Origin of the sequence: Polaribacter litorisediminis (assembly GCF_019968605.1) — a bacterium.
Taxonomy (GTDB): domain Bacteria; phylum Bacteroidota; class Bacteroidia; order Flavobacteriales; family Flavobacteriaceae; genus Polaribacter; species Polaribacter litorisediminis.
Genome location: NZ_CP082966.1, coordinates 401,577 through 418,292, shown reverse-complemented (window position 1 = coordinate 418,292; position 16,716 = coordinate 401,577). Strand labels below are relative to the sequence as shown.

General features: G+C 30.8%; 17 protein-coding genes. 4 read left to right on the top strand and 13 right to left on the bottom strand.

The features are described 5' to 3' along the window. From K8354_RS01805 to rsfS, 7 genes are read right to left on the bottom strand one after another with little or no spacing between them, the layout of a single operon-like run. On the bottom strand, positions 1-639 hold the full coding sequence (locus K8354_RS01805; protein ID WP_223444948.1) for a YceI family protein: 639 nt from the start codon (positions 637-639) through the stop codon (positions 1-3). Positions 640-645: 6 nt separating this feature from the next. Next, on the bottom strand, positions 646-900 hold the full coding sequence (locus K8354_RS01800) for an acyl-CoA-binding protein (RefSeq protein ID WP_223444947.1): 255 nt from the start codon (positions 898-900) through the stop codon (positions 646-648). Between the two features lie 10 nt (positions 901-910). Further along, positions 911-1,567 (bottom strand): phosphatidylserine decarboxylase family protein, encoded by a 657-nt coding sequence (locus K8354_RS01795; RefSeq protein ID WP_223444946.1) that lies wholly within the window; start codon positions 1,565-1,567, stop codon positions 911-913. A gap of 2 nt (positions 1,568-1,569) precedes the next feature. Then, on the bottom strand, positions 1,570-2,364 hold the full coding sequence (locus K8354_RS01790; protein ID WP_223444944.1) for a phosphatidate cytidylyltransferase: 795 nt from the start codon (positions 2,362-2,364) through the stop codon (positions 1,570-1,572). 1 nt (position 2,365) lies between these two features. Then, on the bottom strand, positions 2,366-2,950 hold the full coding sequence (locus tag K8354_RS01785; RefSeq protein ID WP_223444942.1) for an LUD domain-containing protein: 585 nt from the start codon (positions 2,948-2,950) through the stop codon (positions 2,366-2,368). A gap of 21 nt (positions 2,951-2,971) precedes the next feature. Then, positions 2,972-4,936, bottom strand: coding sequence for an ATP-dependent zinc metalloprotease FtsH (gene ftsH, locus K8354_RS01780; protein WP_223444940.1), 1,965 nt, complete (start codon positions 4,934-4,936; stop codon positions 2,972-2,974). 19 nt (positions 4,937-4,955) lie between these two features. After that, positions 4,956-5,324 (bottom strand): ribosome silencing factor, encoded by a 369-nt coding sequence (gene rsfS, locus K8354_RS01775; protein WP_223444938.1) that lies wholly within the window; start codon positions 5,322-5,324, stop codon positions 4,956-4,958. An 87-nt stretch (positions 5,325-5,411) separates the two neighbouring features. Here rsfS and K8354_RS01770 point away from each other — a divergent pair, with 87 nt between their 5' ends. Continuing rightward, entirely contained in the window at positions 5,412-6,143 is a 732-nt protein-coding gene (locus tag K8354_RS01770) for a biotin--[acetyl-CoA-carboxylase] ligase (protein WP_223444936.1), read from the top strand. Here the strand turns inward: K8354_RS01770 and K8354_RS01765 are convergent. Beyond that, positions 6,140-6,529, bottom strand: a complete 390-nt coding sequence (locus tag K8354_RS01765) for an SRPBCC family protein (RefSeq protein WP_223444934.1) — start codon at positions 6,527-6,529, stop codon at positions 6,140-6,142. The two genes, K8354_RS01770 and K8354_RS01765, sit on opposite strands and share 4 nt — an antisense overlap. 12 nt (positions 6,530-6,541) lie before the next feature. Further along, positions 6,542-7,183, bottom strand: coding sequence for an orotate phosphoribosyltransferase (gene pyrE / locus K8354_RS01760; RefSeq protein WP_223444932.1), 642 nt, complete (start codon positions 7,181-7,183; stop codon positions 6,542-6,544). 7 nt (positions 7,184-7,190) lie between these two features. On the opposite strand from pyrE, the gene K8354_RS01755 reads away from it, so the two are divergent. Together K8354_RS01755 and K8354_RS01750 are read left to right on the top strand one after the other, a co-directional pair. Further along, positions 7,191-7,787, top strand: a complete 597-nt coding sequence (locus K8354_RS01755; protein ID WP_223444930.1) for an NUDIX hydrolase — start codon at positions 7,191-7,193, stop codon at positions 7,785-7,787. A gap of 50 nt (positions 7,788-7,837) precedes the next feature. Continuing rightward, positions 7,838-9,730: a SulP family inorganic anion transporter gene (locus K8354_RS01750; RefSeq protein ID WP_223444928.1), complete on the top strand. Its 1,893-nt coding sequence runs from the start codon at positions 7,838-7,840 to the stop codon at positions 9,728-9,730. 197 nt (positions 9,731-9,927) lie between these two features. On the opposite strand, the gene K8354_RS01745 is transcribed toward K8354_RS01750, so the two are convergent. Both K8354_RS01745 and K8354_RS01740 read right to left on the bottom strand, forming a co-directional pair. Then, positions 9,928-13,068 (bottom strand): DUF3427 domain-containing protein, encoded by a 3,141-nt coding sequence (locus K8354_RS01745; protein WP_223444927.1) that lies wholly within the window; start codon positions 13,066-13,068, stop codon positions 9,928-9,930. After that, the gene (locus K8354_RS01740; protein WP_223444925.1) at positions 13,065-13,451 is read right to left on the bottom strand and encodes a (deoxy)nucleoside triphosphate pyrophosphohydrolase; all 387 of its coding nucleotides are present in this window, start codon (positions 13,449-13,451) and stop codon (positions 13,065-13,067) included. The genes K8354_RS01745 and K8354_RS01740 overlap by 4 nt, the downstream gene beginning before the upstream one ends. A 506-nt stretch (positions 13,452-13,957) precedes the next feature. Between K8354_RS01740 and K8354_RS01735 the strand changes: the two genes are divergently transcribed. Further along, the gene (locus K8354_RS01735; protein WP_223444923.1) at positions 13,958-14,359 is read left to right on the top strand and encodes an HU family DNA-binding protein; all 402 of its coding nucleotides are present in this window, start codon (positions 13,958-13,960) and stop codon (positions 14,357-14,359) included. A gap of 71 nt (positions 14,360-14,430) precedes the next feature. On the opposite strand, the gene K8354_RS01730 is transcribed toward K8354_RS01735, so the two are convergent. Both K8354_RS01730 and K8354_RS01725 read right to left on the bottom strand, forming a co-directional pair. Continuing rightward, on the bottom strand, positions 14,431-14,607 hold the full coding sequence (locus K8354_RS01730) for a hypothetical protein (RefSeq protein WP_223444921.1): 177 nt from the start codon (positions 14,605-14,607) through the stop codon (positions 14,431-14,433). A 381-nt stretch (positions 14,608-14,988) separates the two neighbouring features. After that, positions 14,989-16,713 (bottom strand): YaiO family outer membrane beta-barrel protein, encoded by a 1,725-nt coding sequence (locus K8354_RS01725; protein ID WP_223444919.1) that lies wholly within the window; start codon positions 16,711-16,713, stop codon positions 14,989-14,991. Positions 16,714-16,716 lie beyond the last annotated feature (3 nt).

The window sequence follows — 16,716 nt, the reverse complement described above, 5'->3', positions numbered from 1 at the left end:
TTAGAAAGTAGTGGTAATATTTAAAGCAACTTCACTCCAAGTCTTAGAAACGCCATCTCCTCCTGTATGTAAAAGCTCACACACTTTATTTAAAGAAGCTAAAGCTGCTGAAGCTTTCCAATTCTCAACATCAATAGTAGAGGTCATGTTAAAAGTTTTATCAACTATCGTATATGTAAAAGGTACATCTTGTGTAATTCCGTTCATTTTAATTTGTGCTACTCCTGTAGTTTCATCTGTTATCATCAGTTTACCAGATAGCATTTCAGTGTTTTCCATCACACCAAAAAAGAACTTCTGAATTTTATAATCTCTACTCGTGTCTTTTGTCATTAAACTACTTACGGGTATCGAAAATTCTGTATTATGAATTGCTTCTTTTACACTAGCTCCTTCTCCTCCAGAAAGCACATCTACTTTTTTAAACCAACCACCCACTCCAATTTTATCGGTAGTTTTGTAAGCCGTAAACATAATATCGTTGTTCGCATTTGCTACAGCAAAAGCGGCAGTACTTTTAGGTGTTTCAATCTCTGTTGTTATTTCTTTACTTTCTTCTTTTTTAGCGTCAGATTTACATCCTGCAAAATTAAATGCAGTAGCAATGATTAAAAAAGAAATGATACTTATTTTTTTCATGATTTATTATTTTTTATGAATTAAAATTTTATTTGCTAGTTTTATATACTCTTTTTTTGCGTCTTCGGCAGCCATTCCGTTTAATTGCACCCACGCGTTAAATTTAAATGCACTTCGCACATCCAAACCACTATTGGTTGAGAATTTATTACCAAAATTGGCTTGCTTATAATATGCGTAAAATTTTAGCATTACATCTGGTGCAACTGCTTTTTTTAGTTTAGATATTTCTTTGAAAGCAATTTCAAACTCTGTATCCAAATCTATAGGATTATTTTTCTGCAATGACTTGGACACCTCCTTTAACTTTATCTCCTAAACTTACCTTTATTTTAGTTTCTATTGGCAAATAAACGTCTACTCGAGAGCCAAACTTTATGAACCCTGCATCTTCACCTTGCACAACTTTATCGCCAACTTTGGCATAATTTACAATTCTTTTAGCTAATGCACCAGCAATTTGTCTATATAATATTTCCCCAAAAGTCTTGTTTTTTAAAACCACCGTAGTTCTCTCATTTTCTGTAGATGCTTTTGGATGCCAAGCCACTAGATATTTACCTGGATGGTATTTGCTATATTTTACAACACCACTCATAGCATATCTGGTAACATGTACATTTATTGGCGACATAAATATTGATATTTGTATTCTTTTACCCTTAAAATATTCTGGCTCTTCAACCTCCTCGATCACCACAACTTTACCGTCTACAGGAGCTATAATAACATTTTCATCTATTTGGGTGTTCCTTTTAGGGTTTCTAAAAAACTGAAGTACAATAATTAAAAAAGCAATTGCAATAATTTGGATTGATTTTGTTAACCAAAGTATATCAATGAAATTTTCAGCCAATAATATCATGGCTATTACAATTAAGAAAGTTATTACAATTATTTTGTATCCTTCTTTATGAAATCGAATCATAGTTAAATAATAAAATTAATATACAAATATACGAACGGTGCCACAAATAACAAGCTATCTAGCCGATCTAAAATACCACCATGACCTGGCATAATGTTTCCACTATCCTTAATCCCCGCTTGTCGCTTAAATTTTGATTCTACCAAATCTCCTATGGTACCCATACTAGACACAATTAAACCAATGATTAGCCAGTTTGTCATTGAAAAATCAACATTAAACTTACTGATTAATAATGCGCCTATTAATGAAAAAACAAGTCCACCAAAAAAACCTTCAATTGTTTTTTTAGGAGATACAGACGGAAATAATTTATTTTTTCCGAAGTTTTTTCCTATTAAAAACGCAAAAGAATCATTAATCCAAATAATCGATAAAATACCAATCATTAAATAGGGATGAAAACGATCTTCATGAAAAGGGAGTAAGACTAAAAAACACATTGCAAGTATTACATATCGAATAGAAATGCCCAACTTAGCGCGTTCATTAGAAAAGCCAATTTCTTTTTTTAAAAATAATTGGTACATTAAAAATAAAGAGGAACCTATTGTAATTGCCAAAATTACAACCACAGCATAACTTTCTTGTCTTTTCAGCATTAAAAATAAAAGAATCGAAAAAAATAGGTAAGATGCATAAGTTTTAAGCTTTATCATTCTGGAGAATTCCCAAATAGATAAAAACCCAAATATGGAAATTAATATGATGTAAGACTCTTTTGAAAATAGAACTGCAGAAATAAAAGTTAAGATGTAAACAATTCCAGAAAAAATCCTTCTTAAAAGGTTGCGCATATTATAAATCTTCTAATAGCAACAAATATAAGTTTTTTGAGTTATTGTTACCATAGTTTAAAAAATTATCCTCGCTTTTATCGATTCTATAATTTTTAATCGCACAAATATTGGTAGGTAAACTGCTTTTACGATTAACTTTTATACCTGTTAAGCCTTGACCCGTATCTTTAACTAATTGACTCGTAGTAGCAAAAACGATAAAATTATCTGGAAATTCTTGTAACCTCGTACTTTTTAACTGATTTGAAGAAAATAAAATATCTCCATTATCTGCAATTAAATGTTCGCAAGTAGTAAAAATTGGTGTTTCATGTTTAAATGTATCTAATACCTGAACATTATTCTGACTACAAATTGAACTCAATTTTTTATCTAAAAGATAAATGGAACTCCAATTATTTTCTAAAATCACGTTTTTAAAGTTATCGATAACCTCTTCCATACTTGCGCAGTATAAAAACTTACCTCCTTTTTTAACAAATTTATGTACAAACAAGTCATCAAGATCTAGCTTTATATCTTGTTTTTGAGGTGTAGAATCTTCTGTTTCAGAAGTTCCGAAAAGTTTTTTAAAAAAGCTCATTTAACAATACATTTATTGTTCTCAAATTTCTTCTTCAGCTGGTAAAATTTCTCCTTTGGATTTTACCTCCACATCTAAAGCTTCTTCAAAAGGTCTTTTACCAAAGATCTTTTGTAAATCGTCTTTAAAAATTACTTCTTTCTCTAACAGCAATTCAGCAAGTATGGTAAGCTTTTCTCTATTATTTGATAGCAATTCAATAGCTCTTTGGTACTGCGCTTCTATCATTTCAGAAATTTCACTATCAATCATCTTTCCTGTATCTTCGCTGTACGGCTTCACAAAAGAATCATTCCCAGAAGAGTCGTAATAAGTTATATTACCAATTTTCTCATTTAAACCATAAACGGTTACCATGGCTCTAGCTTGTTTTGTAACTTTTTCTAAATCACTTAACGCTCCTGTAGATATTTTATTAAAAATAATTTTCTCCGCAGCTCTACCTCCCAAAGTGGCACACATTTCATCTAACATTTGCTCTGTTTGAACAATCAATCTTTCAGCAGGCAAATACCAAGCAGCTCCTAAAGATTGTCCTCTAGGCACAATGGTAACCTTTACTAAAGGCGCAGCATGCTCTAACATCCAACTAACGGTTGCATGACCAGCCTCATGAAAAGCAATAACTTTCTTTTCTTTTGGTGTAATTACTTTATTTTTCTTTTCTAAACCACCTACAATTCTATCTACCGCATCTAAAAAATCTTGGTGATGTATTGCTTTTTTACCTGTTCTGGCAGCAATTAAAGCAGCTTCATTACACATATTAGCGATATCAGCCCCTGAAAACCCTGGGGTTTGTTGTGCTAAAAACTTAATTTTAACATCATCAGCCATTTTTAAAGGCTTTACATGAACTTCAAAAATTTCTTCTCTTTCATTCACATTTGGTAAATCTACATAGATTTGCCTGTCAAAACGACCTGCACGCAATAAAGCACTATCCAAAACATCTGCTCTATTGGTTGCCGCAAGAACAATTACATTTGTGTCTGTACCAAAACCATCCATTTCAGTTAATAACTGATTCAGCGTATTTTCGCGTTCGTCGTTTCCACCCGTCATACTATTTTTACCACGAGCTCTACCCACAGCATCAATTTCATCAATAAAAATTATAGAGGGTGATTTTTGAGCAGCTTGCTTAAATAAGTCACGCACTCTAGAGGCACCAACTCCCACAAACATTTCTACAAAATCTGAACCGGATAATGAGAAAAAAGGGACTTCTGCTTCACCTGCTACGGCTTTGGCTAATAAAGTTTTCCCGGTTCCTGGAGGGCCTACTAACAAAGCTCCTTTTGGAATTTTTCCTCCCAAAGAAGTATATTTATCTGGATTTTTTAAGAAATCTACAATTTCTTGAACTTCTTCTTTTGCTCCTTCTAAACCTGCAACATTCTCAAAAGTTGTTTTCACTTTCGTGTCTTTATCAAATAATTTAGCTTTAGATTTTCCAATACTAAAAATTTGACCGCCACCGCTACCACCAGCGCCACCTCCAGACATTCTTTTCATAAAGAACAACCAAATAGCAATTAAAATAATGAAAGGTAAAAAACCCAAAAGTGCATCAAAAATACTTGTACTCTCTTTGTTATCAATATCTACAATTAAATCATACTCTTTTTTTGCTTGCGCTATACTTTCTTCAAAAGTTCTCTGATCACCAAAATTGTATTCGTAAACAGCAGCACCAGGCCTATAAAAAGTAGAAGATGTAAATTTTTTGTGTTTTGCTTTACTTAAAGCCTCTTGCGTTAAAAAAAGTTGTGCAACATCTTTATTTACAACAACAATTTTTTTAATATCATTGTCTTTTAGTATTTCTTCAAACTTATTTTTTGTGATGCTTTTAGAAGCTAAATCTCCACTGCTAAAAAATTGAATGGCAATTATAGCCACCAGCACAGCCCCATAAATCCAGTAAGAACTAAATTTAAATTTTGGTAAGTTTGTTTTTTTATCTTTATTTGAGTCACTCATTTTTATAAAATCAATAAGGTTAAACTGGATTAATTTCGGTGATTTTGGCATCACCCCAAAGGCTTTCTATGTCATAAAAATCTCTTACATGCTTCTGAAAAATATGAACTACTACATTCACATAATCCATTAAAATCCATTCAGAGTTTGTTTGTCCTTCTATATGCCAAGGCTTATCTTTTAATTCTTTGCTAACTACTTTTTGCACCGAACCAGAAATTGCATTTACTTGTGTATTTGAATTTCCTGAACATATAATAAAATAATCACAAACTGTATTTTCTAAATCTCTTAAATCGAGTATTTGGATGTCTTCTCCTTTAACATCATCTATTCCTTTAATAATTACAGCGATTAATTCGTCTGTACTTACGTGCTTTTTTGCCATTAATATCTTCTCTAATTTAGTGCAAAGTTATTATTTTTTTGCGAGTTTTATGCGTAATATTGAACTAGTTTACACAATATTTAACACTTGAAATTAATCAAACTTAGTGCCATTGATTCTACGAGTTCTTTTTTAAAAGAATTGTCTCAAAATTCTACATTAGAAAATTATACCGTGGTGGTTACCAATGAGCAAACGAATGGGCGCGGTCAACAAGCCAATACCTGGGTTTCTAAACCTAATAAAAACCTTACTATGAGTATCTTTATAAAGGGTTTTAATTTAGCAATGACCCATCAAAAATACTTAAATTTCGCGATTAGTTTAGCCATTTTTGATGTTCTTTCTGTCCAACAAATTGAAAAGCTCTCTATAAAATGGCCGAACGACATTATGTCAGCAAATAAAAAAATATGTGGCATTTTAATCGAAAATAGCATCCGAAGTAATGAAATTTACACCTCTATTGTCGGAGTAGGTTTGAATGTAAATCAAGTAAAATTTCCCGATTTCTTACAAAAAGCGTCTTCGCTTAAAAAAATTACAGATATCCACTACAACTTAGATTTTTTACTTTTAGAACTCGTGGGGCAAGTAAAAGTTCGTGTAGCGCTGCTAAAAGCTAAAAAATATGGTGAATTAGAAAGTGATTATTTAAAGGTATTATACAAAAAAAACATCCCTACGATGTTTAAAGATCGTCATGATATTTTGTTTATGGGTATTATTCTCGGCATTTCTGAAACTGGAAACCTTGAAGTTGAGTTAGCTGATGAAACCGTTAAAGAATTCGGAATGAAAGAAATTTCTATGGCTTAAAGTTTCCCTAAATTAGCCGTTAACGTTTCAATAAAACTATTTAAAGGTCTTTTTACCATCATGGCCATCATGGCGTTAAATTGTCCATTAAAATGCAATTGTACTGCACTCTTATTCGCATCAACCTCGGTAATATCGGCAAGCAAATGAAAATCTAATTTACTACTTGCTGCTCCTAAAGTAACATTAGAATACGATGTTTTCTCTTTTAAAACCAATCTAATTTCTGGCATTCCTTTTAATCCAAAAATAAACGAATCACCATCGACTTCAAATTTCTGAATAGATGTTGGCATCAATTGTTCAAAATTTTTTAAATCTGCTAAAAACTCAAAAGTTTCTTTTTGAGACTTCGCTACAGTTACTTTATTACCTTCTATGTTCATATTCATTGATATTTATTGATTCCACTGACTTGGGTTTGCTCTCCACTCCTGTAAAATAAGCAGTTCTTTTTCAGAAATATAATTGCTATCTAAAGCCTGTTCCAATAAATTATCATAATTACTTAAAGTCTTTAAATTTACATTATGATTTTTAAAATTTTGGTCAGCAACCTCAAATCCGTAAGAAAAAATAGCCACCATCCCTTTTACCACAGCTCCTGCTTCTTTTAAAGCTTTCACCGCATTTAAGCTGCTATTGCCAGTACTGATTAAATCTTCGATGACCACTACATTCTGACCGCTTTCTAAATGCCCTTCTATTTGATTTTTTCTACCGTGTTGCTTTGGTTCTGGCCGCACATAGACAAAAGGCAACCCTAACTCTTGCGCCACCATAACACCAATGGCTATAGCTCCCGTTGCAACGCCAGCAATCACATCTGGTTTACCGTATTCTAGCTCCACTATTTTAGCCAATTCTTCTTTTAAAAAAAGGCGTACAGCTGGGTATGATAAAGTAATTCGATTATCGCAATAAATAGGAGATTTCCAACCAGAAGCCCATTGAAATGGTTCATGAGGCTTTAATTTTATTGCCTTGACTAGCAATAAATGCTCAGCGGTTTTTTTTGCTGTATCTTTGTTTAAAATCATATCGCAAATGTATAAAGTTTTTGTAAATGATACCCCAATAATTATTACATCTTCATTAAAAAAAGAAAATAATTATCTGGCATATCGTTTTAATGAAATTGTTTTTGATGAAATTCTTCATCAACTTAAAAATAATACTATTAACGGAATCATCTTATATAGTACTGATTTAGAGCAAGATTGGCGTATTTTTACTCAGAATTTAAAGGTGGTTCCGGCTGCCGGTGGTTTGGTTTTAAATGCTAAAAAAGAGGTGCTTTTTATTTACAGAAATAATACTTGGGATTTACCAAAAGGAAAAATCGAAAAAGGTGAAACCATTGAAACTGCTGCTATTAGAGAGGTGGAAGAAGAGTGTGGAATCTCTAATATTTCAATTGACAAAAAATTGCTTACAACCTATCATATATATAATCAAGATGGCCTCAATTTAAAAGAAACACATTGGTTTTTAATGTATTCTGATTATCAAAAAGAACTAATTCCGCAATTAGAAGAAGGCATTACCCAGGTTGTTTTTAAAAATAAAACAGAAATTGAAGCAGCTTTCCAAAACACGTACGCCAATATTAAATTAGTCTATGATACTTATCAGGAAACATAGTTTTCTAAAAAAACCTTCTATCTTTGCCCTCTTTAAAAAGTAAGCAAACAATGACAAATTTTATCAAGAAAATAACACCTAATGCTAAAGATGACGTTTTAGCAGGAATTACAGTCTCTTTAGCGATGATTCCTGAAGTTGTTGCCTTTGCATTTGTGGCACAAATTAGTCCAATTGTAGCTTTATTTGGTGCTTTTGTAGTTGGAATAATTTCGGCTCTTTTTGGCGGAAGACCTGGATTAATTTCAGGTGCGGCAGGTGCTGTTGCTGTTATTTTTGTAACGATGATACAAGAAGGACATGCAAGAGGTTTGTTATTTGATAATCCTGTGGAGAATATGGGATATTTTTATTTGTTAGCAGCAGTAGTTTTAATGGGCTTTATCCAAGTATTAGCGGGTGTTTTTAAACTTGGAAAATTTGTTCGTTTAATACCACATTCTGTAATGATGGGGTTTGTAAATGGTTTAGCCATCGTGATATTTATAGCGCAATTAGGAATGTTTACGGAGAACAAAAAAGATTTTTTCGGGCAAAATATGCGTAAAACTACCTCCAAAGATTTAATCTATAATGTATCTAATAATCAAGTGAAAGATATCGCGTCCAATACTGTGGTATTTACAATTGATGGTAATGCTGTAATAAATAACAGCACTAAGGAAAAAGCATTTTTACTTTCTGACGGACAAGTTTTTGATATGAAAACCAAAAAAGTTGTTTTTAATGCAACGGATGAAGGTTTTTATAGCATAAAGGATAGTGGCGTTGTAAAATCTGCTATGCAAGGAGAAACCTTATATATAATGATTGGTTTGGTGCTCTTAACAATGCTTATTGTTTGGGGATTGCCAAAATTAACAACAAAAATACCCGCAGCATTAACGGCAATACTAATTGTAACTTTAATTTCTATTTTTAGCGGATTAAGTTCTATTAATGTTGGAGATTTTATTCGTGATGGTGGTGGCGCAGGATTAAACGGTATTGACGAAATTTCTAGTAAATTGAACTTATTAGAATTATGGAGCAACTTGCCTTTTAATTTAGATACTTTAAAATTTATTGCTCCTTATGCATTTTTAGCGGCTTCTGTTGGTTTAATAGAAACTTTAATGACTATGAATTTAGTGGATGAACTTACAGAATCTAGAGGAAACGGAAATAAAGAATGTGTAGCGCAAGGTGCAGGAAATATAGTAAGCGGAATGTTTGGTGGAACTGGTGGCTGTGGAATGATAGGACAAACTGTAATTAATATAAACGCTGGCGGACGTGGACGTTTATCTGGAGTTACCATGGCATTAACCTTGTTAACTTTTATTTTATTTGCAGATAAATATATTGAGCAAGTGCCTATTGCTGCGCTTGTAGGTGTTATGTTTATGATGGTTATAGAAACTTTTGCTTGGTCTAGTTTTAGAATTTTAAAGAAAATACCTGTTTCAGATGCTTTTGTTTTAATCATTGTTTCTGCGGTAACTGTTTTCTTTGATTTAGCCATTGCAGTATTTGTTGGGGTTATTATTTCTGCTTTATCTTTTGCATGGAAAAGTGCTAAAAAAATAAGAGCTAGAAAACGTTTTAAAGCAGATGGCACTAAAATTTATGAAATTTGGGGACCCCTTTTCTTTGGAAGCATCACCGATTTTAACGCAAAGTTTGATATTAAAAATGACCCCAATGAAGTAGAAATTGATTTTGTGGAAGCAAGAGTTTCAGATCATTCCGCTATTGAAGCTATTTTTGCTTTGGTGGAAAAGTACCAAGCGGAAGGAAAGCATATTACTCTAAAACATTTAAGCGAAGATTGTAAGATTTTACTTCATAAAGCAAGCCCAATTTTCAAAGATATTATTGAAGAAGATATTGATGATCCTCGTTATCATTTAGCCGCAAATCCAGAAGATTTCCCGAAACCTTTAAGCGAGTATAAGTTTTAGGGATTGGTTGTGAAAACTTGATTTTTTAAACGTTTTTACAACTAAATATAAGGATATAAATTTTATTTTCTATAAATTCTTTATAAAGTGATGCAATAAGATTTATTTTTTTTGCATCACTACTGTTTTCTCCTTTTTCATACTCTAAATGCATACCTTTTTTATATATCAAGATTTTAAACCTCTTTATTTTAAAATTATCCTATTGATAATTTTGCGGCATCTTTCCATAAATAATGTGGCATAGGTTCCTCTAATTTCCAATTAATACTCATTGGTTTAGAGCCATAATAATCTTTAAGATTACCTTCACCTATAAAAATATAACCTAAACTATTACCAAATTCATTCTTTGCTTTTTCTCTAACAAATAATAAAATACGCTTATCATTTTCTCTATGATTTATATATGATAAACCTTTCCCTTTATCAGGTCTGGCAGAATTTTGTGTTTGCCAATGAAATAATAGTTCATTTACGGCATAATCATCATACATAGTTGTTGGCGAAAAATTTTCTTCAGACTTAATAAGATTGATGAAAAGTAGTTCTGTATTTAAATCTTTATTTTCAACAGTACCTTCCATACTTAGATATTTTTTGGAAAAAGTACTTTTTCTAAATGCCACTAATATTTGGTCTCTTGTATAACGATTATGCAATTTTAAAGGTTGATTATATGGAAGTTTAATTGGTACTTCTTTGAAGTCTATTTTTTCTATTAAAACTTCTAACACTTCTTTAATTTCTTCAACCAAAATTGTATTTGAGCCAATAGCTTTAATACTATCTTCTAAAGAGTTAAAACCACTTGCCTTCTGCCAAACATCATAATGCAGCATCAATAGCATTGTCTTTTCATTTTTATCGAAATCAGAAATTTTGATATTGAAATTTTGTACAGCAATTTTTAAAATGAAAGAAAAATAACTTAATGAATTTGTTGAAAGCCATTTATTTGAAATAGCGGAAACAATAGCTTTTTCGTTTTTAGAATCATAGTCATTTATTTTTCCTGCAAGTTGACATAATCGTTTCCAACTTCCTCTTTTATATATAGCTTGAATTGGAATATTATAAAATTGGCTAAAATTACCAATAGTAAGAGGCAAATCTGTATTATGTTGAAACTGCTCAATTCTTTGAATCAACTTATTCTTATGTAATGATGTCGCAGAAATTATGTTTTTTAATATAGTTTGTTTCGTCTTTTTCTCTAAAATTATAGAACACCCTAATGGTAAATGTGGAAAATTATCTTCAATTTCTTTGGCAACAGTAGTATTTGTTTTTCCAATTAGAGCTCGGAATTTATTTTCAAAATTATATTCTGGTCTAGAATTCCCAACAAAATCTAAAACGGTTAAAGAATCCTTTTCTTCATAAAGCCTTAAACCTCTTCCAAGCTGTTGTAAAAATATAGTTAAGCTTTCTGTTGGCCTTAAAAAGAGTAAAGTATCTATTTCTGGAATATCAATCCCTTCATTAAAAATATCAACTACAAATAAATAGTTTATTTCTTTTTTCTCTAACTTTTGACGAACAATAACTCTTTCTTTGCTATTATTACTTGTTAAGTAATAAGCTTTTAAACCTGCTAAAGTAAATTTCTCAGCCATATATTTTGCGTGCTCCATAGAAACACAATACCCTAAAGCTCTTACATCGTTTATATCCTTTGTGTATTTTTCTAAAGCATCAATTATTTCTCTAACCCTTCTGTCATTGCCGGTGTAAATATTAGTTAATTCACTCGCAACATATCTTCCTCTAACCCATTTTACATTTGATAAATCGATACTATCTGTAATTCCAAAATATTGAAAAGGACATAACAGCTTTCTATTCATTGCTTCAGGTAATCTAATTTCTGCTGCAATTTTATTGTCAAAATCTTCCAAAATGTCTCCACCATCCATTCGTTCAGGAGTAGCAGTAAGACCAAGAAGTATTTTTGGCTTAAAGTAATTGATTACAGACCTATAGCTATTTGCAATTTGATGATGACATTCGTCAATAATGATGTAGTCATAATAATCTTCTGATAGATTACTGTTTTCAAGTTGATTATTTATTGTTTGAACAGAAGCAAATACAAGCTCGAAGTTATCAGGCACAATACCATCAACCCATAATTCACCAATATTATTATTCTTTAAAACACCTTGAAAAGTAGAAAGTGATTTTTGTAGTATTTCTTTTCTATGAGCTAAAAACAAAAGTTTCGATGACTCATTATTATGTTTGAATCGCTTATAATCGAAGGCAGAAATAACAGTTTTTCCAGTTCCTGTTGCAGCAACTACGAGATTTCTAAATCTGTTATGCACAGTTCTTTCAACCTCTAATTTCTCTAAGACTTCATTTTGATATGGAAATGGTTTGATATCGAAAAAAACTGTATTATTTTCATAAGGTTTACTAAACTTACTTTGTTTTAAGGCTTCTTGAAGCTTTTCTTTATGAATTGATTCATCGAATAATTCAAAATCATTACTTTGCCAATAAGCATCAAATGTTTTTTGAAATTTATCAATAATATGACCAACTTCTTTAGTAGTTACTTTTAAATTCCATTCTAAACCATCAGTTAAGGCCGACCTTGAAAAATTTGAAGAACCAATATAAGCAGTATGAAAACCAGTATTTCTATAAAAAAGATAAGCTTTAGCATGAAGTCTTTCATTACTAGTATTGTATGAAATTTTTACCTGTGTATTTGGAAGTTTGGCAAGAAGCTGAATAGCTTTATAATCAGTAGCTCCAATATAAGTAGTGGTTATTACCTTAAGTTTCCCTCCACGCTCGGTAAATTCTTTTAATTCTTTTTCAAGAATTATTATACCTTTAAACTTTATAAATGAAACAAGTAAGTTAATTTGGTTTGACGAAAGAATCTCTTTTTTCAATTCACTTTCTAGTGATAATCCTCCATTTCCACCAGTAAATAATTCACTTTGAGTTAGTGTTGTGTATGGTGTTATTTCTTTGAGGTGTAAATCTAAATTTGAAAAATGAGCATCAGTTTTTGTAAAAACTGCATTTAGAATTTCTCCTTCAATACTTACTAAGTCTTCATTAAATTCTTGCTTATTTAGCTCTTCTTTTAATAGAATTATTATTTTATTTGCAATTTGAATTTGCTGTTCTATTTTATTTTCACCTTTTATAATTTCAAAAGCATGCTTTAAAGTTTTTGATAAATGTTTGGAAAGCACATTTGAGGCTTCCTCTTTATCGATTAAACTTTTTTTTAAAAAGAATTTGTCTTTGTCAAGTTCTTTTAACTTTTCGGAGACAACTTGGGTAATTAGTTCTTCATATATGCCTTGATTCATAATTCAATAAATTCTTTTAAAATAGGTAAATCAGCTTCAGCCCAATCCAATTTAGTCAATTCTTCTTTATTTGCAAAAATATAGTTGCAATGTTCTTTAAGCTTCAATTCTCCTGAAACATATTCAGCAACAAAAGGAATTAATTTAATTTTAAAATTTGGGTATTGATGAATTACAGGTGTTAATCTTTTTTTAATTGAAATATGAATATTTAATTCTTCAAATATTTCTCTCTTAATACAATCAATTTCAGATTCGCCAAATTCAATTTTCCCTCCTGCAAACTCCCATTTTAATGGAAGCTTCATCGTTTCACTTCTTTGAACGGTTAGTGTTTTATTTGCAAATTGAATAATTGCACAAGTAACCGGAATTATTTTCATTAATTAAATTTATAAATCAGCTTTTCATTAGCCTAAACTATCCCTTCATCTAAAGAAGGTAAATTTTGATAAAATTTGCCAAATGAATTATTAATAGCTACCTCTATGATAAAAATCAAAGCTCAGCTAATCTATTTTATCCAAAATAGTTCTATAAATAACTACTTTTTAGTGCTACCAATATAAAAACTATTTCTACAATCTTCTATAAAGTTAGGTCATTTATTACTGAAAAACGGATTAATATACAGAATAATATTCCTCTTGTTCCGTATGGGAGTCCATCAGTATCTTTTTTACCATTGCCCCAATACTTTCTTGGCATTGTTTTCTTTCTTTTTTACAACTATACTAGTATAAATCACACAAAATACTACTATAAATTTTACATTATACTAGAATAAATTTTAAAAAAATGTAGTATTTTTACAAAAAGAAGAAGTAAACCTCTGTAAACTACAGAATTGGTTTACATCCGTAAAAATACAAAAAAACTGCAAATAATTATGGCAATACGCTACAGAATTACCAAAAGAAGCAACAGCATTCAACAAAAAAAAGAACAGTACATTATGCAAGCCGTGCATACAGGTAAAATAAATCTCGATTATATTAGTAACGCCATTAGTAATGAATGTAGTTTGCATGAAGTAGATGTAAAAGCGGTATTAATGGCTTTGGGCATAAAACTAGAATACTATTTAGAAAAAGGCAATATTGTAGATTTAGGTGATGTTGGTAAATTTAAAATGGGGTTTCAGTGTATTGCAGAAGAAGATGCTGCTAAGCTATCCCCTAAAAAAAATATTAAAAAGTATCATGTTAACTACCAATCTTCTGTAAAGTTAAAACGCAAACTAAAAGCGGGTATCACTACTTATAAAGAAGGCAGTAGAAGTGTTGGTTAATTTTTAAGACACCCTCTAAATCTATTTCTAAGGGACAGTTGTAGCCTTAAGCAATTGTAATTTCGTAAAGTTTAAGCATACTGCACACTGGCGGCATGGTAAAAACTATGTTGAATATCATTTTCTGGTGTCTGAACCACTTGAACAGGTGCGTTTATTTTTTTTTTAGAAACAGCAACTGCTTCTGCCACAAAATCAGATTTTGATTTCCGACCAAAAGCCTCTCCTATTTTTAAAGGCGTTATCAAAGAAGGTATCGATGACCCTAGGTATCATTTCGCGGCAAATCCGGAAGATTTTCCGAAACCTTTGAGCGAATATAAGTTTTAAGAAAAATAATTATTTTCGAAAAGAAATAGATTTCTTTGATTGCTTTTTCATCTGAAAATAGTGACACAAATTTTATATAATTTTTAAGTTATTAAAAACAGAATGCAATAAGAAAAAATCTTATTGCATCCTTAATTTTACAACTTTCCGCCCCTTATCACATCACCCTTTTTTTCTTAGTGGGTTGAATATTTTTTTAATACACTATTAAAATGTCCTCATACAGTTTCTTTTTTGTTGAAATAGAAAGGGATGAGTCGCATTATATTTAAGTAATTTCAAATGATAGTGTTACCAAATCAAAACCGATATTTTAAACCTATCGATCCGTTAATTTGATTTCCAGTAAAGTTATTTGGCAATTCTTCATTTAAGAAACCTACACTAGCTTGTATTGTATAACTGCGGCCAATAGATTTAGAAAAGCCAAGGGTTGTATAAAAGGCACTTAAATCTGGATCTGTAATAATTTGATCAAATCGCGTTGTTTCATCTGGCGAAATCCCTGTACCAATTCTAAGAAATGTATAATTTTCTATATTACTGTTGAAATAATAACGGACGTTTAATTGATAATTTTGTACCAGTGTACTCGCTACTTTTGGACCAATAAAAGTTCGAGCGTTTAAGTAAAACTTATTCACATAGGATGTTAAGCCGAAAACATATGTTAAAGCTTCAACATTATCACTAAAACTAAAATATCTAAACCCACCTTCTATTTCAATCCATTTTGTAGCCCCATAATAAATCGAAGCACTAGCGCCATAATTCTGAAAAAAATTAGAACTTGCGGATGCACTTAAATTAACAAGTGCATATAATTTATTTGAAAAAACAGGATAAGATTCTAGTTCATACAAAAAAGCCTCATCAAAAAAACGTTGACTATAACTAACCCTAGCAATTATAGCATTTGCCCCGACAAATCTTGTATATGCTACTTGAGTTGTATTCCAGCTATTTTTTAAAGGATAATCATCTAAAAAATTTAAAATTTCATGATAAACACCAATTTGGTTTTTATTTAACCGTTTTAATGACAATCTATATCTATAGTTCTGCTGTTGATTTAAACGGGTATTTTTAAGTGTTTTTGCCACAGATTTAGCATTTTCACGATCATTAAGCCTTATATAAGTTTCAATTTTAGCTAAATTAAAATCAACATCATTTGAATAAAAAGAATTTATCTTAGTTACAAAAGCAGTTAATTCTTTACTAGTTTTAGCGAGTGTAATTTGTCTTAAAACTAAATTTCTATAAGTATTAACCGTATTGGCATTCACTAGCAAACTTAAATCATTAGAGGCTAGATTATATTTTTTTAATGCCTGATAGACTCTAATACGTAAAACACGAATATCAATATATTCGGGCGCAATTAATAAGCATCTATTTAATTTAACCAAAGCCTTATTGTAAGATTTAGTGGCGTATAATTCTTTTGCTTGATAATAAAGTGAATCTACATTTACTTGATTTTCTTTCGCCGATATGGCTAATAATTGTTTAGAAAACAATTGATATCTGTCGTTTTGCTCTTGACTTAAATCATTGTTTTGAAGTGTTTGCATGATAGATTTGGCAGTTTCAAAGTGATTAAGTCTTATGTAGGTTTCAATTCTGGCTAATTTATAATCAACATCATCTGAATAAAAAACATTCATGTTGGCTTCAAAAGAGGTTAATTCTTTTATAGTTTTTGCTAATGTAATTTGCTTCAAAACTAGTTCTTTATAGGTGGTATATGTATTGCTATTTACCAGCATGATTAAATCTTTAGAGGCTTCCTTATATTTATTTAAAGCCTGAAAAACTCTAATTCGTAAAACGCGAATATCTGTATATTCTGGAGCAATTAATAAGCCTTTATCTAATTTTGTTAAGGCGTTATTATACGATTTAGTGCTGTATAATTCTTTTGCTTGATAGTAAAGCGAGTCTACATTTACTTGATGATTTTGTGCTTTTAAGGTTAAAACACTCAAAATGGCGATTGTGATAATAATAAGTCTTTTCATGTT